Source organism: Maribacter orientalis (assembly GCF_900109345.1).
GTDB lineage: Bacteria > Bacteroidota > Bacteroidia > Flavobacteriales > Flavobacteriaceae > Maribacter > Maribacter orientalis.
Map to the genome: position 1 here is coordinate 323,175 of NZ_FNZN01000004.1, position 22,360 is coordinate 345,534.

Here is a 22,360-nt window from a genome sequence, read left to right on the forward strand (position 1 = left end):
ACCGTACCATTTCGGCAAATCATCCAGACATGACTTTATTTTAAATTTCCTGAACAAAAACCCCCGTACCCATTTTCTCTCTGCTCTCTAAAAATTCATACAAAGGTTAGATTAAATAAATGTATTTAAACTCATTAAACTATTTTAGAGGTATTTCAATAATTCTCATCGTTTTTGGACATTGTTTAGGTCTAGCTGATTTTTCTTATAATTCAGTCTTAGGTAATACAATTCATAACTTGACTCTAGGAGGAACGTCTTTTTTTGTGTTTATTTCTGGTTTTTTGTTTCACCATATTTTTTACGCGAAATTTCAATATAGGCTGTTTTTAATAAAAAAAACTAAATACGTTTTATTACCATACTTAATATTATCAACACTACCAATAGCCTATTTACTTCTTAGAATTTGTATTGCAGGCATTTCTTCATCAAGCTCAATTACAAAACGTTATAATGAACTTTTTTCCTTTCCAATATTTCGTCATTACCTCACCGGAGTTGATAAAAATTTTATTGGCTACTGGTATATCCCTTTTATTTTAATCATTTTCTTACTATCACCTCTTTTTATCAGATTCATAAAACTTAATTTTAAAACCCAGATATTAATTACCATTTTGCTCCTAATTTGTTCAATTTTTATGCACAGGGGTATCGAATCAAATGCGTTTTCTGTTTTTCAGAATGTTTTATTTTTTACACCTATTTATTTATTGGGCATCTTATCCTCAGAAAAGAAAGATGTTATTTATATTAAATTTAAAGAAAAAGAATTTTATATATTAGGCCTTGCACTTACACTAGCAATATATCAGGCATACATTGGCGAGTTGGGTAATTATCACAAATCGCCCTTTATTTACGGTGGGATGGATTTAATGATAATTCAGAAACTTCTCCTTTGTCTCTTTTTTATGCTTTTTCTAAATCGTATTGAAAACTATAAACTTCGTTTTTTTGAAATAATAGCTACCAATAGTTTTGGCATATTTTTTATTCATGGGATTGTCATTTATCTTTTAGGACGTATTAAAATGGAAATTGATTTTTCATTTACCCCAAATTCATTTATATTATATTTCATCGTTGCATCAATTGTATTTCTCTTTTCCCTAATGGTAACTTTTATTGTAAAAAGAATTTTTCCAAAATATAGTAGATATCTAATTGGTAGCTAATTGATAATATTCCTTTCTTTATTGGTTTAGCTTTAGTAATGTATATTATGAGACTTTCCAATTAATAAATTATAACGATATCTAAACTATGGAATACTATACAACAGCATACTCAGCCTCAAAAACAAGTGCTACAATAGCCATAAAACAAACAAGCATTGAATTTGGGATTACCCCAGAAACAGATGAGAGCCTACCAAACCCAGCAGAATTATTTTTAGGCTCATTTTCATCTTGTATTCTTAAAAATGTTGAACGTTTCTCGATTCTTATGCATTTTGAATATACCACTGCTGAAATATCGGTAAAGGCAACACGTTTCGAAAAACCTGCCAGAATGGACGAGATTAACTATATACTAAAAGTACATAGCAAAGACAATAACTTAAATATAGACTTACTGAAAAAAAATATTGAAAAGTACGGGACAATTTATAACACTATCAAATTATCTTGTACAATAAATGGTAGCATTGAAAAAATTTCAGATTAGAAAAACGAAGGTTTTAAAATCCCTATTTTTTCAACATAGTAGGCATTATAAATTCTTTGAACTAACAACTTGAAAATGAAATTTCATGACAACGATTTAGCCAAAGTGAGTCACCACTATTACAATAAATACCAAAAAATGAATTGGATTATTTTAATTATTGCAGGGGTATTCGAAGTTGTCTTTGCTTTCTGTTTAGGAAAGGCCAAAGAAACTACAGGAAACGAAATGTACCTATGGTATATAAGCTTTTTTGTTTCACTATGTATTAGCATGGTTCTTTTAGTGAAGGCAACACAAACGCTACCAATAGGAACGGCTTACGTCGTTTGGACAGGTATTGGAGCCGTTGGCACAGTTTTATTGGGGATTGTGGTATTTAAAGAACCTGCCACTTTTCTTAGACTTCTATTTATCACCACTCTCATAGGATCTATTATTGGTTTAAAGGTAGTATCTCATTAAATTAAAGCAATTAGAGATTCAGTAGCTATTAAGTAGATTCAAAGTCTACTTTTTTAAGTTTATAATTTGAAAATCTGATTATCATGAATAAAAAAGTTACAGATTATCTTAATGGACTTACCCAATGGAAAGAAGAACTTAGCCGACTTCGCGAGATAATTCTTGACTGTAATTTGGTCGAAGATTTTAAATGGATGCATCCATGCTATACCTTTAAAGGTAAAAACATTGTACTACTTCACGGTTTTAAAGAATATAGTGCCCTGCTATTTTACAAAGGAGCACTTTTAAAAGACCCAAAGAAAATACTGATTCAACAAACAGAAAATGTACAGACTGGTCGGCAAATTCGATTTATAAATTTAGAAGAGATTAATCAATTAGAAGTTGTAATTAAAAGTTATATACTAGAAGCGGTAGAACATGAAAAAACTGGTCGGAAAATACCGATGAAAAAAGTGACGGATTTTGCTTTTCCTGCAGAACTAAAGCAAAAATTTAAAGAAAATCGTGAACTTGAAACTGCCTTCAATAATCTTACTCCTGGGCGAAAGAAAGGGTATCTACTACATTTTTCTCAAGCAAAACAGTCTTCAACGCGACTTACAAGAATAGAAAAAAACACTAAACGAATTTTTGATGGTAAGGGATTAAACGATTGTATTTGCGGACTTTCTAAGCGTATGCCGAATTGTGATAGTTCTCATAATCAACTCTCTTCTAAATAAAATATTTTACACTCGTGTTGTTACCATCACTTTTATACCATCTTATAGCATTCTACGTATCTTTGAATATGCGTATCTTAATTTTCCTTATTTCGTATTTATCACTGGCCACTTTTTCTTGGGCTCAAGATGATTTTTTGGCAAAGCAATATTTCGCTGATGGCGATTTTGAAAAAGCAGTGGTTTTCTACGAGAAATTAGTGGAGAAAAATCCACGACGAACAGAATATGCACAAGATTTAGTCGCCTGCTACCAACAATTAGAACGCTACGAAGACGCAGGTGAATTTATTAAGACACGTTTAAAAGATCGCAACCCCTACCCTACTTTATTGGTAGATTTAGGATATAATCACGCCCTTCAAGAGCAGCCAGAAATGGCACAAAATTATTATGATCAAGCCTTAGACATTATTCCTAAAAATCCGAATTACGGTTATGCAATCGGTCTACAGTTTCAAAAGTATAGCCTTTTAGATATGGCGATAAGCGCTTATGAAAAATCAATGCAGCTTAACCCAGCATTAGATTTCAACTTTCAATTGGCACGTATTTATGGCGAGCAAGGTAATGTTGAAGCAATGTACAATGCCTACCTGAATTTGGTTATGGACGGAAAAACTTCAAAATCGAATATTTTAAGGAGTATCGACGATTTCGTTTCAGAAAATCCTGAGGATACCAATAATATTATTTTAAAGAAAGTACTACTAGAACGAGCTCAGAAAAACCCTGACATTATTTGGAACGAATTACTTAGCTGGCTTTTTACCCAGCAAAATCAATACAGTAGTGCCTTCAGACAAGAAAAAGCCATATTTAAACGTATAGATGGCAGTTCTACTGTGCGTTTAGAAAATTTGGGTGATAATGCCTTAGAAGCTGAAGATTACGAAGTCGCTAAAGATATTTATAGCTATATCATCGGCAATACCAACAATGAAATCACCAAATTAGATGCAGAATTAAACCTAATCGATATTGAGTTAATAAATGCCTCTCAAAGTCAATTAGAAATAATTAGGAAGAGATATGACCAACTTATAGATATCTACGGCTATAAGGCACAGACCCTTCAACTTCAAGTAGCCTATGCAAATTTTCTCACGTTTAAAAAAAATGAACCACAACCAGCAGAAAAGCTTTTAAAAAATAGTCTTGAACTTCCTTTGAGCGACCGTGGAACTGCATATCTAAAATTAGCTTTGGGTGATATTTTGGTCTATGACAAAAAATTCAACGAAGCACTTATTTATTTCTCACAGATACAGCAAAAACTAAAGAATGACGTTCTAGGGCAAGATGCCCGCTATAAAGTTGCCCAAACTAGTTTTTATAAAGGAGATTTTGATTGGGCCTTGACCCAGTTAAAAGTTTTAAGAAGTTCAACTTCACAATTGATTGCCAATGATGCGATGCAATTAAGCTTATTGATTTCAGATAATTCTTTAGAAGATTCTACCCAAACAGCTTTGAAAAAATATGCACGAGCAGACTTTCTGGCGTATCAAAATAAAACTGAAGATGCTATTATTGTCCTTAACGATATTCTTGAAAACCATAAGGGCGAAAAAATTGAAGATGATGCGTTACTAAAGCAAGCTCAATTATATGAGTTGCTAAAAAAATATGATGAGGCTCAATTAAACTATCAAAAAATAATCGCCTTTTATGGAAATGGTATTTTGGCCGATGATGCATATTATGCTTTGGGCGAGCTCTACAGAAAAATTTACAAAGACACCGCAAAAGCTAAAGAACAGTATGAAAAAATAATTTACAATTATCAAGACAGTTATTATTTTCCACAAGCACGAAAGAACTTTAGAATATTAAGGGGCGACTCTATTAATTAAAAAATATCTTCACAATTATATTTAAGATACTGTTCATTTAACTTTGTATCTGACATTTGATTTTACGGAAGAAACTGAATTTAACGTATGTACATTTATAACGTAACCACCAATATTGAAGAAACCAGTCATGATACCTGGGTAAAATGGATGAAAGAAATTCATATACCAGAAGTACTATCTACCGGTAAGTTTCTAAGTGCAAAATTCACAAAAGTATTGATTGAAGAAGACATGGGTGGTTTCACTTATTCGGTTCAATATACAGTAAAGGATAAAGCTACTTTAGAACGATATTATGAGGAAGATGCTACTAAGTTAATAGATAGTATTCAACGAAATTTTGCAGGTAAATTGGTTTCCTTTAAAACTGAGTTAGAGGTTATAGATGAATACTTCGTGCAGCGCGCCACAGCTACACATTACTTGTTTACCTATGGTACATTGCAAGAAAGAGAAGTGCAATTAGGAGTTTTTTCAAGACCCTTAACTGGTTTTGAAGATGAATTACCACTGTATATTCTTTCGGACAAAAAAGTAGCAGACCTATATCCTACGTTGCATTACACCGGACAACAAGAAGATAGTATTAAAGGGCAAGTCTATACGCTATCTCATCAAGAATTACAAAAAGCTGATATTTACGAAGGTGAGGCCTACGAACGAATTCAAATTCAATTGGCATCTGGTAAAAATGCATGGGCATATATTGCAAAATAAGTTTGGCTTAAGAACATTTTATGGGAACGAAAAGGAAAAAGAATAAAAGTGATACGTATGCTCATAAAAAGCATCAAGAGAAAGGACCAGTAAAAGCCAAGAAATACTTAGGTCAGCATTTTTTAAAAGATGAAGATATTGCCAAACAAATTGCCGATACACTTTTACAAAAAGAATATCATAATGTTATAGAAATTGGTCCTGGTACAGGGGTTTTAACCAAATACCTACTTCTACGAAACAGTAATTTAATAGCGATGGATTTAGATTCAGAGTCTATTAAATATCTAAATCAGACCTTTCCATTAGAGCATCCGAGGGTATTTGAAGGTGATGGCTCATTTAAGGTCATTGAGGCCGATTTCTTGAATTTTGATATTCAAACTTTATTTGGCACAGAGCAATTTGGTATTACAGGTAACTTCCCATATAATATCTCCACCCAAATTGTGTTTAAAATGCTAGAATTGAGAGATCAAGTTCCAGAATTCTCTGGTATGTTTCAAAAAGAAGTAGCCCAACGTATTTGTTCTAAAGAAGGAAGTAAGGCTTATGGCATTCTATCAGTTTTGGTTCAAGCATTTTATGATGCAGAATATCTTTTTACGGTACAACCAGATGTATTCGACCCACCACCAAAAGTGCAATCAGGAGTTTTACGTTTAACACGTAAAGAAGACTTTGAACTTTCTTGTGATGAGCAACTGTTTCATAGAGTGGTAAAAACAGCTTTTAACCAACGTAGAAAGACGTTACGTAATAGTTTAAAAACCTTTGACCTTTCAGATATTCTCAAAGAAGATACTATATTTGACCTAAGGCCAGAACAACTGTCCGTAGCAGATTTTATAGCATTGACGAAGAAGATAGCAAATGACACCCTTTAAACTCACCGAAGAACTTGTAAAGAATATAGAACAGCACATAGAAAATAAAAATAATGCTGAACTAATCGCATTGTTTCAAGATGTTCATTATGCTGATATTGCTGAGATTATCAATGAACTAGATAATGATGAAGCTACCTATCTGATAAAGTTATTGGATAGCGACAAAACCTCTGATATTCTTACAGAATTAGATGAGGATGTTCGCGAGGCTATCTTAGGAAATCTTTCTTCCAAAGAAATTGCCAGTGAACTGGGAGAACTTGATACCGATGACGCAGCAGATATAATTGGTGAGCTCCCAAAAGAGCAAGTACAGGATGTTATCTCTAAAATTGAGGATAGGGAACACGCCAAAGATATAGTAGACTTATTGCGTTATGCAGAAAATTCTGCTGGTGGACTAATGGCCAAAGAGCTTGTAAAAGTCAACGAGAACTGGAATGTATTGACCTGTGTTAAAGAAATGCGGGCACAAGCTGAAAATGTAACCCGTGTTCACTCCATTTATGTAGTTGATGATGAAGACAAGCTTAAGGGACGGCTATCCTTAAAAGATCTATTGACTACTTCTACCAAAACACATATTAAGGATATTTTTATTAAGAACGTAGATTCGGTCAACGTAAATGAAGACCCCGAAGAGGTAGCTCGTATTATGAGCAAGTATGACTTAGAGGCTATACCTGTAATTGATGAGATCGGTAGGCTTGTAGGGCGTATCACGATTGACGACATTATTGATGTTATTAAGGAAGAGGCCGAGCGTGATTATCAAATGGCTGCAGGTATATCGCAAGATGTTGAAGCAGATGCAAGCATTTGGGAGCTTACCCGTGCACGTTTACCATGGTTGATTTTAGGCCTCTTTGGAGGTGCCGCGGCAGCCGTTATTATGGGTGGTTTTGAAGAAATGTTTCGTGAGTATACCGTATTGTTCTTATTTACACCTTTAATAGCGGCAATGGCTGGTAATGTAGGTGTTCAATCTAGCGCTATTATCGTACAGGGTTTGGCAAACGATGATATAAAGGGAAGCATAAGTAACCGTTTGATCAAAGAAATGCTACTTGCCCTATTAAACGGATTTATTTTATCATGTCTATTATTAGTATTTACTTGGGTCTGGAAAGGGGATTTCTTAACCTCTTTGGCAATCTCTATTTCACTTATAGCAGTTATCGTTGTAGCTGGGTTTATCGGTACTTTTGTGCCCTTATTTCTTGACAAAAGAGGTATTGACCCAGCAATCGCAACAGGACCTTTTATAACTACCAGTAATGATATTTTTGGTATTTTAATTTACTTTTCAATTGCGAAACTTATATTGGGCATTTAAAAACAAGCCAATGAAGTTTTAAAATAGGCCTGCCTTTCGTAACTTACTATATACATTTTTACTAAGATTGAATGAGTAGTAACTGTATTCTCTAAATACTATAGCTGGTACCAGCTATAGTATTAAAAATAGCTCGCACTAATGAATAGCATAAATCTTAAAAACAAATATGAGTTGGTTGATGCCCATTGGCATCCACACCAAATAGGTATAGTAGATAATATGCAAGTATTGTTGGCAAAGTTAAAAGGTGAATTCGTTTGGCATGCCCATGATAATGAAGATGAACTATTTCAAGTTATAAAAGGAACGCTTTATATGCAGTTTAGAGACCATACGGAAGTGGTAAATGAAGGTGAAATTATTATTGTACCGAAAGGAGTTGAACATTGCCCAAAAACAAAAAACAACGAAGAGGTTCAGGTATTATTATTTGAAAAATTAACTACAAACCATACGGGAAAGGTTGAAACATATTTAACTCAAACCGATTACCCAAAAATATAATCCCCTATTAAATGAAAATATTACACGTCGATGTTAACCACCCACTAATTATTGAACAATTTTCTGAATTAGGTTTTCAGAACGATGAAGATTACTCCTCATCTAAAAAAGAAATTGAAAACAAAATTGACCAGTACGATGGTTTAATAATTCGTAGTCGATTTACTATAGACTCTCAATTTTTAGACAAGGCGAAGAATCTTAAATTTATTGGTCGATTAGGTGCCGGACTCGAAAATATTGACACAAAATATGCCAAATCTCTAGGCATATTTCTTGCTGCTGCCCCAGAAGGTAATCGAAATGCAGTTGGTGAGCACGCCTTGGGTATGCTGTTATCCCTATTTAATAAATTAAATTCCGCTGACCGAGAAGTGAGAAGTGGCAAATGGGACCGTGAAGGCAATAGAGGCTTAGAATTAGAAGGTAAAATAGTTGGTATTATTGGCTATGGTAATATGGGCAAAGCCTTTGCTAAAAAGCTAATAGGTTTTGATGTTGAAGAAGTTATCTGCTATGATATACAAGGCGGTGTAGAAGATGAAAATGCGCGTCAAGTTGGGATTATGGAATTTCAAAATCGTGTTGATGTAGTAAGTTTACATGTACCTCAAACAGAATTGACAATCGGAATGATAAACTCCGTATTTCTGGAAAAGTTTCAAAATCCTATTTGGATTATAAATACCGCTAGAGGAAAATGTATCATAACCTCAGATTTGGTAGAATCATTGAAATCTGGTAAAGTTCTAGGTGCGGGGTTAGATGTATTAGAGTATGAAAAAGCTTCTTTCGAGAATATGTTTTCAGAGAATAATTTACCTGACGCCTTTCAATATTTAATAAACTCTGACCAAGTAATACTTTCACCCCACGTAGCTGGTTGGACGGTTGAAAGTAAAGTAAAATTAGCCCAAACTATAGTCAATAAAATAAAAGCAAAATTTATTGCTTAAAATGAAATATGTCGCCAATTCACCTAAAGATTATGTGGACCAACTTCCTCGAGAACGTCGTGAAGTGATTGAAAAAATACGCACTGTTATTTTACAAAATTTACCACAGGGGTTTAAAGAGCAACTAAGCTATGGTATGCTGGGATATGTTGTACCACATTCAGTGTATCCGCCTGGGTATCATGTAAACCCAGAATTACCCTTACCGTTCATCAACCTGGCATCACAAAAGAATTTTATAGCGCTATATCATTCTGGTATTTACGCCAACACTAATTTATTAGACTGGTTTGTTGCAGAATATCCGAAGCATTGTAAACTCAAACTAAACATGGGTAAAAGTTGCATTCGGTTTAAAAACTTAAATGACATTCCCTATACCCTAATTGGAGAATTATGCACTAAGGTGACAACTAAGGATTGGATTACCTTGTATGAGAAAAATATAAAGAAATAAAATAAAGTAATCATGAAAAAAAGAATTACCGGATTAGGAGGTTTCTTTTTTAAAACAAAGGATCCCAGCAAGGTAAAAGACTGGTACAATAAGCATTTAGGCCTAAATACCGACCAATATGGGAGTACATTTTGGTGGAAAAATAAAGAGGGAAATGACTGCTCTACACAATGGAGTCCTATGAAGGATGACACCACCTATTTTGAGCCTAGCACATCGAGTTTTATGATGAATTTTAGGGTCGAAAATTTAGTGGAATTAATACAGGTTTTAAAAGAAGAAGGTGTACGGTAGTTGTTGAAATTCAGGAATTTGACTATGGGAAATTTGGTTGGATTCTAGATCCTGATGGTAATAAAATAGAACTTTGGGAACCTATTGATAAAGCATTTTTATGATGTTCAAATATTTGCTACATTTAACATTACTAATAACCACCAAATAACAACTAAAATGTCAGACGAGAATAAAGATTTAGGAGATAAGGCTGAAGATGCTTTTGATAAAGCTAAAGAATCTGCAAAGGAATTTTCAGATGATGTAAAAAAAACCTTTGACACCAACAACCCTGATAGCGGTAAAACTGTGGCAATTATTGCTCATATTACTTTAATTGGGTGGATAGTGGCTATAATTATGAACGGTAGCAACAAAACTGAGCTAGGTAGCTATTATATAAGGCAAACTTTGGGTATTTGGCTTCTTGCCCTCGTACTTAGTTGGATACCTATTGTAGGATGTTTTGCATTTTTAATATGTGTAGTACTCATAGTGATGAGTGTAATTAATGCCGCTAATGAAAAAAAAGTTCCAACTCCCGTAGTTGGGGAGTATTTTCAAGATTGGTTTAAAAGTCTTTAAAAAAATAAGTCGGGTAAAATTCTATCCGACTTTTATTATTTAATTTATTATCGTAATATTGCAATATATAAATATGATATGGGCGTTACTAAAACACAAATATTTAATATAGAGCAAAACGAATTAGCAGTCATTTTTAAGGTATTATCTAATCCTGCTCGTATTGCCATCTTACAATATATAAGTCATCAAGATTCTTGTATTTGTAATGATATCGTTGATGAAATTGGACTAGCACAGCCAACCATATCACAGCATTTAAAAGAACTAAAAAGCATTAATCTTATAAAGGGAGAAATTGAAGGTAAGAAGGTTTGTTATTGTATTAATCTACCGAAATGGACAGAAATACAGGCCCTTTTTAATTCCTTCTTCAATACTACTAAAAGCAATTGTTGTTAATTAAAATTTCAAAACATGAAAACAAATGAATTTCTAGCCTTATTAAAGGAAAACTCAGATAAAAGTTTAGTATTTGAATATGCACCTGGTTTATTGGTTGGTGCAAATTACCATATCACAGAAGTAAAAAACATTACTATTGATTCTGTTGATTGTGGTGCAGGCACCGATTTCTGGAAAGAAACGATTATTCAACTATGGGAAAGTCCACAAGAGATTGGAAAAAGAGATTATATGTCTGCCTATAAAGCATTGGCCATTTTAAATAAGGTAGATAAAATAAAACCTATGGAAAAAGATGTTGAAGTTAAATTCGAATATAGCAATGCCTTATTTCATACTGCTCAGTTGTTTGTTTTATCCTATCAAAATAAGGGTAATAGTCTACTACTACATTTAGGGATTGAAAAAACAGATTGCAAAGCAAAAGAAACTTGTGGTATACCTGAAACTACAGAGGCTATGGAATCTTCATGCCTACCAGGCCAAGGTTGCTGTTAATTATCGAACCTATGAAGAAGGTAACTATTAGAAAAATGTCAGCAACAGATTGGGACTCTGTTGCTGCTATTTACAAAGAAGGTATCACTACAGGTTTTGCAACTTTTGAAACTAATGTTCCCTCCTTTGAAGCTTGGGACAACGCACATATGACCGCTTGTAGGTTTGTAGCAGAAAGCTCTAATACTATCGCGGGATGGGTGGCACTATCACCTGTTTCTAGCAGATGCGTCTATGGTGGGGTCGCAGAAGTCAGCGTCTACATTTCAAAAGCTAGTAGAGGTAATGGTATTGGCAAATTATTATTGAAACATTTAATAGATGCCAGTGAACAAGAAGGCATTTGGACATTACAATCCGGAATTTTCCCAACCAACCACGGTAGTATTAAGCTACATGAAGCAGTAGGCTTTAGACTAATAGGTACACGAGAACGTGTTGGAAAATTAAATGGACAATGGATCGATAATGTACTTTTTGAACGAAGAAGTCGCGTGGTCGGTGTTGATTAAATTACTCCTTCTCATGATTTTGAGCTTCTTGAAGTCTACGTTCCAATTCAGCCTGAAATTCTTCCATTACCGGTTTAACGGTACTTTCAGGTAAATCTGCAATCTTAATATACATTAAACCATCAACAGAATTGTTAAATAGAGGATCTACATTAAAAGCAACTACCCTTGCGTTTTGTTTAATGTATTTTTTAATTAATACAGGCAACCTCAAATTACCTGGCTCTACCTCATCAATCAATCGATCGAACTTATTTAAATCTGCCTGAGTTTCATCAAATACAAACTCTTTATCGGCATCATTAAGTTTTACCTTAAATTCTTTTTTTGGCCTTATATACTGCGCCACATATGGATCCCAGTAATTAGATTTCATAAACTCGATCATCAATGATTTCGAAAAATTTGAAAACTGATTACTAATACTTACTCCACCAATTAGGTATTTATGCTCAGGGAATCTTAAGGTAGTATGTACAATACCCTTCCAAAGTAAAAATAAGGGCATTGGTTTTTGTTGATATTCTTTTGTGATATACGCTCTACCCATTTCTATAGAGTGCTGCATCATATCATATAATTCTGGTTCAACTCTAAACAGATCTTGAACGTAGAATCCGTCAATACCATATTGTGGAAAAATTTCAGAACCCATTCCCATTCTGTATGCGCCGACAATACATTTCGCCTCATCATCCCAAAGAAATAAATGGTGGTAATACGAATCGAAACTATCTAAATCTATCGCCTTATTGGTACCTTCACCAATAGCTCTAAAAGTAACTTCTCGCTGTCTTCCTATTTCCTTTAAGATAAAAGGCATATCCTTTTCCTTGGCTAAAAACACTTCGTAGTTCTTGCTTTGCAATAAACGACAATCTTTTTCCCTAAGCTTCTCAATCTCACCCTCCATTACCTCTTTCCGAACAGCTGTAGCTATTTTCTTAGGTTGCTTAGGAAGTTTAAGAGAAGTTGGTATTTGGTCTATTAAACGTTCTTTTTCATATGCGTTCGATAAGATATAGGTCTTGCGACGTAGCAAATCTGTATATTCTTCCAAACTTTCTTGCTCCTTTTGGGTAACGACAGAAATTGGCTGTCCTATTCTAACTTTAATAGGCCTATTTCTTTGAGTAAAAACTTGAGAAGGAATCATTGCGGTTCGTAATGAATCGCCCAATTTGGCAATACGATAAAACAGTCCACTATTCTTTGCATGAAAATATATAGGTACTACTGGCACATCAGCCTTTCTAATCAATTTTATGGCAGCCTCTTCCCAAGGCTTATCTACCATCATTTTACCTTCTTTAATAGTAGATACCTCACCAGCAGGAAAAACGCCTAATACATGACCATCTTTTAAATGTTGTAGTGTATTCTTAAACCCTGCGATACTACTTCTTGCGTCTTTATGGTCGGTAAAAGGATTTACCGGTAAAATAAAAGGCGCTAATGGCACCATCCTCTGTAATAGAAAATTAGCCATTATCTTATAGTCAGGCCGTTGTTTCACCATTAACTTAAAAAGCAAAATACCATCAATAGCACCTAAAGGATGATTGCTAATGGTAATATACGGTCCTTCTTTTGGCAATCTTTTATAGTCTTCCTCAGGAATTTCGTAGTCGATTTCAAAATGCTCTAAAATAGCATCGGCATAAGCTTCACCTTCCAAATGGGCAATGGAATCATAATACCTATTGATACCCGATAATCGAGTGACTTTTAATAAAACCCAACCAATAAAAGTACCGAATACTCCATATTTAGCAAGATTAATAGCCTTGGCAACTTCTTTGGAGGTAACTAAACCCATATATCATCCTCAATTAGACTGTAAATATAGGAAAATAGCAGTAGTAGCTTCGCTTTTAAACAAGGTGAAATTAAAAGGGAATTACTTCACAACCAGCTGTACGGTTTCTGTACCTCGCTGTTCTAAAAGCAACTCATTACCATTCTGTAATGATTCTAATGATAGCGTATCAAAATGACGAATAGTATATAAGGATACATTCTCATGATAGGCAACCTTAAATTTACTTTTCAATTGCTGAAGCATCGCATCTAAACCTCCAAACTTATTATCTATACAAACCGAAAAACTAATAGCAGAGTTCTGAATAAGATCTACCTTAATCTTATGCTGATGAAATAACTTGAAAAGTTCGCTGATACTATCCTCTACTATAAATGAAAAATCGAGCGAAGATAATTTTATTAAAACTTGATTCTTTTTAACAATGAAACACGGAACCTTTGGCTCGATACCAATACCTTTACCAACAGTTGTTCCTTTATTCGTAGGGTTTATAAACGATTTAACGTGTAATGGTATTTCTTTTCTTTGCAATGGCTGCAATGTTTTTGGGTGAATAACCGACGCCCCGTAAAAAGCTAATTCTATTGCTTCTCTGTATGAGATATTGTTCAATAATTGCGTTTCTTTAAAATACCGTGGGTCGGCATTTAAAACACCAGGTACATCCTTCCAAATAGTTACAGAGTCTGCATTTAAACAAAAAGCCAAAATTGCTGCCGTATAATCTGAACCTTCTCTACCTAAAGTAGTAGTGAAATTATTATCATCGCTACCCAAAAAACCTTGAGTAATATTTAAAACTTTCTTGTCTATTTTGGTTACATTCTCTTGTGTACGCTCCCAATTAACAGTAGTATCTCTATAACTACTATCTGTTTTTATAAAGTTTCTCACATCTAACCAATTATTTGAGATACCGATTTCTTTGAAATATGCGCTAATTATTGTGGTTGAAATCAATTCACCATACCCTACAACTTGATCATATACAAAGTTGTAATTAGGTGATTTGTTCCACACGAGAAAACCATTTATTTCATCAACTAGAACTTTAATTTCCTTGTAAATGGAGTGTTGAGCATTAGGAAATAATTCAGAGACAATACCAAGGTGGTAATCTACCATTTCTGCAACCTTCGATGGTATGTCTTTTTTATCATTAAAATATGCGTTTATTATATCTTCCATGGCATTTGTGGTTTTACCCATGGCAGAAACAACTAGCAACGTATTTTCATACCCTACTTCTTTTAAAACCTTAACAACATTTCTTACTGCATCTGCATCTTTAACCGATGCACCACCAAATTTAAAAACCCTCATAGCCTTCTTTTATCTTAAATCAATCTCTCTTTGTTTACGCTATTGCGTTTAAATAATTTTTTATACCTGCTTCATCTAACTGTACAACATCCCAATCCCGCATTACGTTCGCTCCTTTACTTTCATAAAATCCTATTGCAGGTTCGTTCCAGTCTATTACCTCCCAGCTAATTCTCTTAACACCTAAGTCGTTTCCATATTTTACAACCTCGTCTAAAAGTGCAGTACCTAAACCGGTACCACGCATTTCTTTGGTTACGATTAAATCCTCTAAATGAATAACTGGTCCTTTCCATGTAGAATATCTTGGATAGACCAATGCCATACCGACAATTTTTTCTTCCTTTTCAGCGACAAAGCAATGAAACAGCTTCTGCTTACCAAAACCATCTTCCACAAGATTTTGCTCACTAATTTCTACCGCATTTTCTTCCTTTTCAAAAGTGGCTAATTCATGAATCAATTGAAGTACTTGCTTCATATCTCCTTTTTGGGCGGTTCTGATTGTGTATTCCATAATTGTTACAAATAAAACACAAAGTTATAAATTTAAAAAATGAAATTAATACCAAACTTGAACGTTTAACAAAATATCGGATATTTGTATATAACTATAAACTAAAACATGTTACCTAAAAAAAATCAAACCCTTGGAGAATTTATTATTGAAAATCAAGATTCTTTTCAATATTCTTCAGGAGAATTATCAAAACTCATTAATGCCATTAGATTAGCAGCGAAAGTTGTTAATCATGAGGTTAGTAAAGCTGGTTTAATTGACATTTTAGGTGGGGTCGGTGAGACAAATATTCAAGGGGAGGATCAGCAAAAATTAGATTTATTTGCGAATGAAAAATTTATTCAAACCTTAAAAAATCGCGAAATTGTATGCGGCATTGCCTCGGAAGAAGAAGATAGTTTTATAAGCATCAACAGTAATGATGATAATCATCAGAACAAATATGTTGTGCTTATCGACCCTTTAGATGGATCATCGAATATTGATGTAAATGTATCTGTTGGAACAATTTTCTCAATTTATAGAAGGGTTACGCCTGTTGGAACGCCTGTTACCATAGAAGACTTTTTACAACCAGGCAATAAACAAGTCGCTGCAGGGTATATAGTATACGGCACTTCAACCATGTTGGTCTATACAACTGGTGACGGCGTAAATGGTTTTACTTTAAACCCTGCCTTGGGTACTTTTTATCTATCGCACCCCAACATGAAATTTCCAGAAAATGGTACTATCTATTCTGTAAATGAAGGTAATTATGTTCATTTTCATCAAGGTGTAAAAGATTACATAAAATACTGTCAGATGGAAGAAGGAGATAGACCTTATACGTCTAGGTACATTGGTTCGTTAGTTTCAGATTTTCATAGAAACATGATAAAAGGTGGTATTTACATGTACCCAAAAAGTAGTGTAACCCAAAGTGGCAAGCTTAGGCTTCTATATGAATGTAACCCTATGGCCTTTATCGCAGAACAGGCCAATGGACTTGCAATTGGTGGAGTAAATCGTATTATGGATATTGAACCCACTGAATTGCACCAACGCGTTCCTTTCTTCTGTGGAAGTCGTAATATGGTAGAAAAACTTCAGGAATTTTTAAATAAGTATCAATAAAAAAAGGGAGCAAAATGCTCCCTTTTTATTTTCTTTCTTTTGGCACGTTAGTGTTTAACAAGGTATAGATAATCTTCGAAATCTATTTTACCACCAAAAATAGCAACAGAACGTTCAATAACTTCATCAGCTTTTTCTTCTGTAAAGCCAAGTCCTAGGGCATATTTTTTAATCAAAATACGCTCTTCATCATCAATCTCGTGATCCGAATAAATGATTGTAAAAAGATCATATAAACGCTCCAATCTTTTCTCAGAATCAGGTGTTGAATCAATGGAATATTTATTTTCCTTTTTTAAGACCTCCTCATACTCGGCCTTGGTAATATCCAATTTAATCGCAAAACGATCCAATAATTTTTTTTCTTCTGTGCTTATTTCACCGTCAATAGACGCCAAGGTTGCCAATGCGGCAAAATGGGCTAAATTTCTCCTGTGCTCACCACTTGTATATAAATCTGCAAAAGACATATCTTATTTTTTAATTATTGAGCAAATATAATTTTTTTAGAGGTTAAAGTTTATATCTGGCACAACTTTGTTGTTTTCAAAAAATTGTAACTTTCGTAGGCTATGAAATCACCTCTTTTACAATTTACTAGTAATGGTATATACTGTGAAAAGGCCCAAGTTTACCTTGATCCTTGGAAACCTGTTAACAAAGCCATTATTTCTCACGGCCATGCCGACCATAGTCGTTATGGACATAAACAATACATTACACACCAAAGAAATGTTCCCATTATTTCACATCGATTAGGGGAAATTAATGTAGTAGGAAAAGATTGGGGCGAAACCTTTACCATCAACAATGTAAAATTTAGTCTACATCCTGCAGGTCATATTATTGGATCTTCTCAAATACGTGTTGAACACAAAGGGGAAGTATGGGTATTTACCGGTGATTACAAAACGGAAATTGACGGAATTTCAACTCCCTATGAACCCATTAAATGCGATACGTTTATCACCGAATGTACTTTCGGATTACCAGCTTTTAAATGGACGCCACAAGTTGAAGTTTTCGAGAATATAAATAATTGGTGGGCAGAAAATAGAGCCGAGGGCAAAACATCCATACTCTTTGGCTATAGTTTAGGCAAAGCACAGCGATTATTGAAACACCTGAATACAGACATTGGAGATATATATACCCATGGCGCTATAGAAAATATGACCGAAGTATTGAGACCATTTGTAGATTTCCCGAAAACAACACTCATCACCAAAGAAACAAAAAAAGAACAACTGTTAGGAAATATAGTATTGGCACCACCAAGTGCCCATGGTAGTACTTGGATTAGAAAAATGGTACCATACGTAACCGCTTCAGCTAGTGGATGGATGACTTTTAGAGGTGCCCGTAGACGTAGGGCCATAGATAAAGGCTTTGTACTTAGCGATCATTGCGATTGGCCCGGACTTTTAGAGAGTATTGAAGCTACTGGAGCTGAGAAGATAATTTGCACACATGGTTATACGGATATATTTTCAAAATATCTACGTGAGCAAGGTTATGATGCCCGAACCGAGGCAACACAATATGGGGAGGAAGAAACAGAAGCCGCCTTAGCTTCAAAAGCTACCGCTACAGCATGAAAAATTTTGCACTCCTCATAAAAACATTAGACAGCACCAACAAAACTACGGTTAAGGTGCAAGCATTGACCGATTACTTTCTTAAAGCTAACGATGCGGATAAAGTTTGGACAATTGCCATACTCTCGCATCGCAGACCACCACGACCGGTTAATACAACCCTTCTTAGAACTTGGGCATCAGAATTAGCACAAATTCCTTTATGGTTATTTGAAGAGAGCTATCACATTGTAGGTGATTTGGCAGAAACCATTGCCTTGGTCATACCTGCAGCTAATCAATCTTCAGATAAAAGTCTGACTGTATTTTTAGAGGAAATGATTGCCTTAAAAAAGAAGACCGATGATGATAAAAAAGCCTATCTCTATGAAAACTGGAAAGTTCTCAATTATTACGAACGCTTTGTTTTTACAAAATTAATCACTGGAGGATTCAGAATTGGTGTCAGTCAAAAACTAATGACAAGAGCTTTGGCAAAAGCTACTGAAATAGATGAAGATATTTTGGCCTACAAATTAATGGGTAATTGGGATCCAAATATAATCACCTTTCAACAATTAGTACTTGAAAAAAATGAAAGTGACTATCTCTCCAAACCCTATCCTTTTTACTTGGCGTATGCTATAGAAGGGGAGGCTTCAGATTTGGGTGACATTCAAGAATGGTCCGCAGAGCATAAATGGGATGGTATACGTTCGCAAGTAATCTTAAGAAATGATGAATTATTTGTTTGGAGCCGCGGCGAAGAATTGGTGACCGACAAATTTCCCGAATTTGAAAAATTTATAGGAGTTATACCAAACGGTACGGTCATAGATGGTGAAATACTTCCTTTCCCTAAAGGAAACATTGGCACTTTTAACGACCTACAAACCCGTATTGGCAGAAAAACTATATCCGCGGCATTATTAAAAAAAGTACCCGTTATTTTAAAAGCCTATGATGTTTTAGAATGGGAAGGAAAAGATATTAGACAACTCCCTTTTATTGAACGTAGAGAAATTTTGGAGAAATTATTTAAAATGGTAACCAATGAAAATAATCAAAACAAGGTTACAGGGGGTAGCCAAAGTAGTATTCCACTTCACTTATCTGTAACAAAGCATTTTAGTTCTTGGGATGAATTAGCGAAAGAAAGAGACCGTTCTCGTGAAATGCATAGTGAAGGACTTATGTTGAAAAGAAAGGATTCGCCGTACTTGGTAGGACGAAAAAAAGGCGACTGGTGGAAATGGAAAGTAGACCCATTAACCATAGATGCCGTCCTCACCTACGCCATGAGAGGTCACGGAAGAAGAAGTAATCTTTTTACCGATTACACTTTTGCACTTTGGAGTGAAAACGAAGAAGGTGAAAAAGAATTGATGACTTTTGCCAAAGCTTATTCTGGATTAACGGATACGGAATTTGGAAAGCTGGATGCCTGGATTAAAAAAAACACCTTAGAACGATTTGGTCCCGTACGTAGCGTTACTCCTTACCATGTTTTTGAAATTGCTTTTGAAGGTATCGCTTTATCAAAACGACATAAAAGTGGTGTCGCTACCCGTTTCCCAAGAATGTTACGATGGAGAAAGGATAAGAATATTCATGAAGCGAATACTCTTGAGGATTTAAAATTATTAATCCCCTAATGAACAGAGAGGAACTCTACGATATCGCTAAAAATTGGTTCCAAGAACAAAATTGGAAACCTTTTAAATTCCAAAAAGACACTTGGAAAGCTTTTCTACAGGGTAAAAATGGACTTTTAAATGCCCCAACAGGCAGTGGAAAAACCTACGCGCTCTGGTTTCCCATTGTTCTAAACTATATTAAAAACAATCCGGATTACAAAACCAAACACAAAAAGGGTTTAAAAGCTATTTGGATTACTCCGCTACGTGCACTATCACAAGAAATAAAACAGTCGGCAGAACGTATTACGCTGGATCTAAGCACACAAATGACCGTTGGTATTCGATCAGGAGATACTTCTACCAAAGAGCGGGCACAACAAAAAAAGCAAATGCCCGATTTGTTGATAACCACACCAGAAAGTTTGCAGCTATTACTGGCAACTACAGGTTATGATAAAATTTTTAAAGATTGCACCGCTATTGTTGTTGATGAGTGGCATGAAATTTTAGGGACGAAACGAGGTGTACAAATGGAGCTTGCTCTATCCCGATTAAAAAATGTTTCTCCACATTTAAGAATATGGGGGATATCTGCAACCATAGGTAATTTAGAACAAGCACGAGATGTTTTATTAGGAATTGAATCACATGCTTTGGACAACTCTGTTCTTATAAAAGCCAATCTCAACAAAAAGATTACCGTAAAAAGTATCATCCCAAAAAAAATGGAAACCTTTCCATGGCGCGGTCATTTGGGGCTTCATTTGCTAGAAGATGTTATCCCCATAATCAATTCTAGTAAAACCACTTTACTGTTCACTAATACGCGTAGCCAATGTGAAATTTGGTTTCAGAAAATATTGGAGAAACACCCTGAATATGCCGGTGAAATAGCAATGCACCATGGTAGCATAAATAAAGAAACCAGGGTTTGGGTAGAAAATGCTATTAGAAATGAAAGTTTAAAAGCAGTAGTGTGCACCTCAAGTTTAGATTTGGGGGTAGATTTTGCACCGGTGGAAACCGTTATTCAAATTGGTGGGCCTAAAGGGGTTGCCCGTTTTTTACAACGTGCAGGTCGTAGTGGTCACAGTCCGGGTAAAGAAAGTGTTATCTATTTTTTACCTACACACGCCATAGAACTTATAGAAGCATCTGCATTACAAAAAGCGGTAAAACAGAATACGGTTGAAGATCGCATGCCCTACCTCAACAGTTATGATGTGCTTTTACAATATTTGACCACTTTGGCAATTTCAGACGGATTCTACCCAAAGGAACTCTATAATGAGGTTAAGCAGACCTTTTGCTACCAAACCCTTACTGAAGAAAAATGGCAATGGCTTTTGAACTTTTTGGTGATGGGGAGCCAAAGTCTTCAAAGCTATGATGAGTACAAAAAAGTAGACATTGAAGAAGATGGTAAATTCAAAGTGAATAATCGTGGTGTTGCCATGAGACATCGTTTCCAGATCGGTACCATTGTAGGCGATGTTAATTTGGCCGTGAAATATCAAAAAGGAGGATATATCGGTTCTATTGAAGAATTCTTCATATCAAAACTAAACAAAGGAGATGTGTTTACTTTTGCAGGAAGAAATCTAGAGTTTATCCGAATTAAGGAAATGACCGTACAAGTAAGGAACTCCAATAAAAAAACCAATAAAATCTCTAGTTGGATGGGGAGTCGCTTAACCCTATCAGCACAAATGTCCGAATTACTAAGAAATGAGTTGTATAGCTCTAGTGAACCTCTAAAAAACCAATCCATAGAAATACGTGCATTGGCGCCACTTTTTAAGCGCCAACGAAGAGATAGTATAGTACCGAAGCCATCAGAATTTTTAATTGAAACTTTTAAGACCCGTGATGGTTACCATCACCTTTTTTATCCTTTTGAAGGTCGTTTTGTACATGAGGCTATGGGCAGTTTATTAGGCTATCGCATTAGCTTGCTTTCCCCAATAACCTTTTCATTGGCCTTCAATGATTACGGATTCGAACTCTTATCGGACCAACAGATAGATATTCAGCAAGTTCTGGATAATGATCTGTTTACGGTAGATTTTATGTTGGATGATTTACAGAAAAGTCTCAATGCCACAGAAATGGCACGCCGTAGGTTTAGGGATGTTGCCATTATCAGCGGAATGGTGTTTACCGGCTACCCAAAGAAAGGCATTAAAATGAAGCATTTACAAAGCAGCTCTCAATTACTGTTCGATGTATTTAGAGATTATGAACCAGATAATTTATTGTTTCAACAAGCCTTTACCGAAACTTTTGAACATCAATTGGAAGAAGGTCGTTTACGACTTTCATTAGAACGTATTGCCTCCCAAGATATCGTTTGGAAAGAATGCGCAAAACCAACCCCATTTTCCTTTCCACTGATAACGGACCGAATGAGTCGCGAAAAATTATCCAGTGAAAAATTGGCTGACCGTATTAAAAAGATGGCAGCACTATTGATGAAGAAATAGGTAATTTTGCA

General features: G+C 35.0%; 23 protein-coding genes and 1 pseudogene. 20 read left to right on the forward strand and 4 right to left on the reverse strand.

Annotated features, from left to right (window positions below):
* Window positions 1-119 precede the first annotated feature (119 nt).
* The 16 genes and pseudogenes from BMY56_RS11010 (at window position 120) to BMY56_RS11085 (ending at window position 11,865) form a co-directional block, all read left to right on the forward strand.
* Window positions 120-1,181: an acyltransferase family protein gene (locus BMY56_RS11010; RefSeq protein WP_091623937.1), complete on the forward strand. Its 1,062-nt coding sequence runs from the start codon at window positions 120-122 to the stop codon at window positions 1,179-1,181.
* Between the two features lie 88 nt (window positions 1,182-1,269).
* The gene (locus tag BMY56_RS11015) at window positions 1,270-1,674 is read left to right on the forward strand and encodes an OsmC family protein (RefSeq protein WP_091623940.1); all 405 of its coding nucleotides are present in this window, start codon (window positions 1,270-1,272) and stop codon (window positions 1,672-1,674) included.
* A gap of 138 nt (window positions 1,675-1,812) precedes the next feature.
* Window positions 1,813-2,139: a DMT family transporter gene (locus tag BMY56_RS11020; protein WP_091624478.1), complete on the forward strand. Its 327-nt coding sequence runs from the start codon at window positions 1,813-1,815 to the stop codon at window positions 2,137-2,139.
* An 83-nt stretch (window positions 2,140-2,222) separates the two neighbouring features.
* Window positions 2,223-2,867: a YdeI/OmpD-associated family protein gene (locus BMY56_RS11025; protein WP_091623942.1), complete on the forward strand. Its 645-nt coding sequence runs from the start codon at window positions 2,223-2,225 to the stop codon at window positions 2,865-2,867.
* A gap of 68 nt (window positions 2,868-2,935) precedes the next feature.
* Window positions 2,936-4,723, forward strand: a complete 1,788-nt coding sequence (locus tag BMY56_RS11030; RefSeq protein WP_091623945.1) for a tetratricopeptide repeat protein — start codon at window positions 2,936-2,938, stop codon at window positions 4,721-4,723.
* Between the two features lie 87 nt (window positions 4,724-4,810).
* Window positions 4,811-5,443, forward strand: a complete 633-nt coding sequence (locus tag BMY56_RS19070) for a DUF4286 family protein (protein WP_177170957.1) — start codon at window positions 4,811-4,813, stop codon at window positions 5,441-5,443.
* 20 nt (window positions 5,444-5,463) lie between these two features.
* Window positions 5,464-6,330 (forward strand): 16S rRNA (adenine(1518)-N(6)/adenine(1519)-N(6))-dimethyltransferase RsmA, encoded by an 867-nt coding sequence (gene rsmA, locus BMY56_RS11040; RefSeq protein ID WP_091623948.1) that lies wholly within the window; start codon window positions 5,464-5,466, stop codon window positions 6,328-6,330.
* On the forward strand, window positions 6,317-7,669 hold the full coding sequence (gene mgtE, locus BMY56_RS11045; protein WP_091623950.1) for a magnesium transporter: 1,353 nt from the start codon (window positions 6,317-6,319) through the stop codon (window positions 7,667-7,669). Before rsmA ends, mgtE begins: the two co-directional genes overlap by 14 nt.
* Window positions 7,670-7,810: 141 nt before the next feature.
* Window positions 7,811-8,176, forward strand: coding sequence for a cupin domain-containing protein (locus BMY56_RS11050; RefSeq protein ID WP_091623953.1), 366 nt, complete (start codon window positions 7,811-7,813; stop codon window positions 8,174-8,176).
* 11 nt (window positions 8,177-8,187) lie between these two features.
* The gene (locus tag BMY56_RS11055; protein ID WP_091623955.1) at window positions 8,188-9,132 is read left to right on the forward strand and encodes a 2-hydroxyacid dehydrogenase; all 945 of its coding nucleotides are present in this window, start codon (window positions 8,188-8,190) and stop codon (window positions 9,130-9,132) included.
* A gap of 1 nt (window position 9,133) precedes the next feature.
* Complete coding sequence (locus BMY56_RS11060; protein ID WP_091623958.1) at window positions 9,134-9,589, forward strand: DUF1801 domain-containing protein; 456 nt, start codon at window positions 9,134-9,136, stop codon at window positions 9,587-9,589.
* A gap of 12 nt (window positions 9,590-9,601) precedes the next feature.
* Window positions 9,602-9,987, forward strand: a pseudogene (locus BMY56_RS11065) (VOC family protein).
* 55 nt (window positions 9,988-10,042) lie between these two features.
* Entirely contained in the window at window positions 10,043-10,450 is a 408-nt protein-coding gene (locus BMY56_RS11070) for a YtxH domain-containing protein (RefSeq protein ID WP_091624480.1), read from the forward strand.
* Window positions 10,451-10,528: 78 nt separating this feature from the next.
* Window positions 10,529-10,852, forward strand: coding sequence for an ArsR/SmtB family transcription factor (locus tag BMY56_RS11075; RefSeq protein ID WP_091623960.1), 324 nt, complete (start codon window positions 10,529-10,531; stop codon window positions 10,850-10,852).
* Between the two features lie 15 nt (window positions 10,853-10,867).
* A complete protein-coding gene (locus tag BMY56_RS11080) occupies window positions 10,868-11,353 on the forward strand; it encodes a DUF6428 family protein (protein ID WP_091623963.1) in 486 nt (161 codons plus the stop codon).
* A gap of 11 nt (window positions 11,354-11,364) precedes the next feature.
* Window positions 11,365-11,865, forward strand: a complete 501-nt coding sequence (locus BMY56_RS11085) for a GNAT family N-acetyltransferase (RefSeq protein WP_091623966.1) — start codon at window positions 11,365-11,367, stop codon at window positions 11,863-11,865.
* A 1-nt stretch (window position 11,866) separates the two neighbouring features.
* Here BMY56_RS11085 and BMY56_RS11090 read toward each other — a convergent pair whose 3' ends face one another.
* The 3 genes from BMY56_RS11090 to BMY56_RS11100 all read right to left on the reverse strand — a co-directional run bounded on the left by BMY56_RS11090 (window position 11,867) and on the right by BMY56_RS11100 (window position 15,530).
* Window positions 11,867-13,684, reverse strand: coding sequence for a GNAT family N-acyltransferase (locus BMY56_RS11090; RefSeq protein WP_091623969.1), 1,818 nt, complete (start codon window positions 13,682-13,684; stop codon window positions 11,867-11,869).
* 81 nt (window positions 13,685-13,765) lie between these two features.
* Window positions 13,766-15,013 (reverse strand): aspartate kinase, encoded by a 1,248-nt coding sequence (locus BMY56_RS11095; protein ID WP_091623972.1) that lies wholly within the window; start codon window positions 15,011-15,013, stop codon window positions 13,766-13,768.
* A 34-nt stretch (window positions 15,014-15,047) separates the two neighbouring features.
* The gene (locus tag BMY56_RS11100; protein ID WP_091623974.1) at window positions 15,048-15,530 is read right to left on the reverse strand and encodes a GNAT family N-acetyltransferase; all 483 of its coding nucleotides are present in this window, start codon (window positions 15,528-15,530) and stop codon (window positions 15,048-15,050) included.
* Window positions 15,531-15,638: 108 nt separating this feature from the next.
* On the opposite strand from BMY56_RS11100, the gene fbp reads away from it, so the two are divergent.
* Complete coding sequence (gene fbp, locus BMY56_RS11105) at window positions 15,639-16,649, forward strand: class 1 fructose-bisphosphatase (RefSeq protein WP_091623977.1); 1,011 nt, start codon at window positions 15,639-15,641, stop codon at window positions 16,647-16,649.
* Between the two features lie 47 nt (window positions 16,650-16,696).
* Here the strand turns inward: fbp and BMY56_RS11110 are convergent, their stop codons facing one another.
* On the reverse strand, window positions 16,697-17,119 hold the full coding sequence (locus BMY56_RS11110) for a tellurite resistance TerB family protein (RefSeq protein ID WP_091623980.1): 423 nt from the start codon (window positions 17,117-17,119) through the stop codon (window positions 16,697-16,699).
* 102 nt (window positions 17,120-17,221) lie between these two features.
* Here BMY56_RS11110 and BMY56_RS11115 point away from each other — a divergent pair, with 102 nt between their 5' ends.
* Genes BMY56_RS11115 through BMY56_RS11125 form a run of 3 tightly spaced genes read left to right on the forward strand, consistent with a single transcriptional unit; the run spans window position 17,222 to window position 22,349 of the window.
* Entirely contained in the window at window positions 17,222-18,247 is a 1,026-nt protein-coding gene (locus BMY56_RS11115; protein WP_091623982.1) for a ligase-associated DNA damage response exonuclease, read from the forward strand.
* On the forward strand, window positions 18,244-19,881 hold the full coding sequence (locus BMY56_RS11120; protein WP_091623985.1) for an ATP-dependent DNA ligase: 1,638 nt from the start codon (window positions 18,244-18,246) through the stop codon (window positions 19,879-19,881). The genes BMY56_RS11115 and BMY56_RS11120 overlap by 4 nt, the downstream gene beginning before the upstream one ends.
* Window positions 19,881-22,349 carry a ligase-associated DNA damage response DEXH box helicase gene (locus BMY56_RS11125; RefSeq protein ID WP_091623988.1) on the forward strand — a complete coding sequence of 823 codons (2,469 nt, stop codon included), beginning with the start codon at window positions 19,881-19,883 and terminating at the stop codon, window positions 22,347-22,349. Before BMY56_RS11120 ends, BMY56_RS11125 begins: the two co-directional genes overlap by 1 nt.
* Window positions 22,350-22,360: the final 11 nt, after the last annotated feature.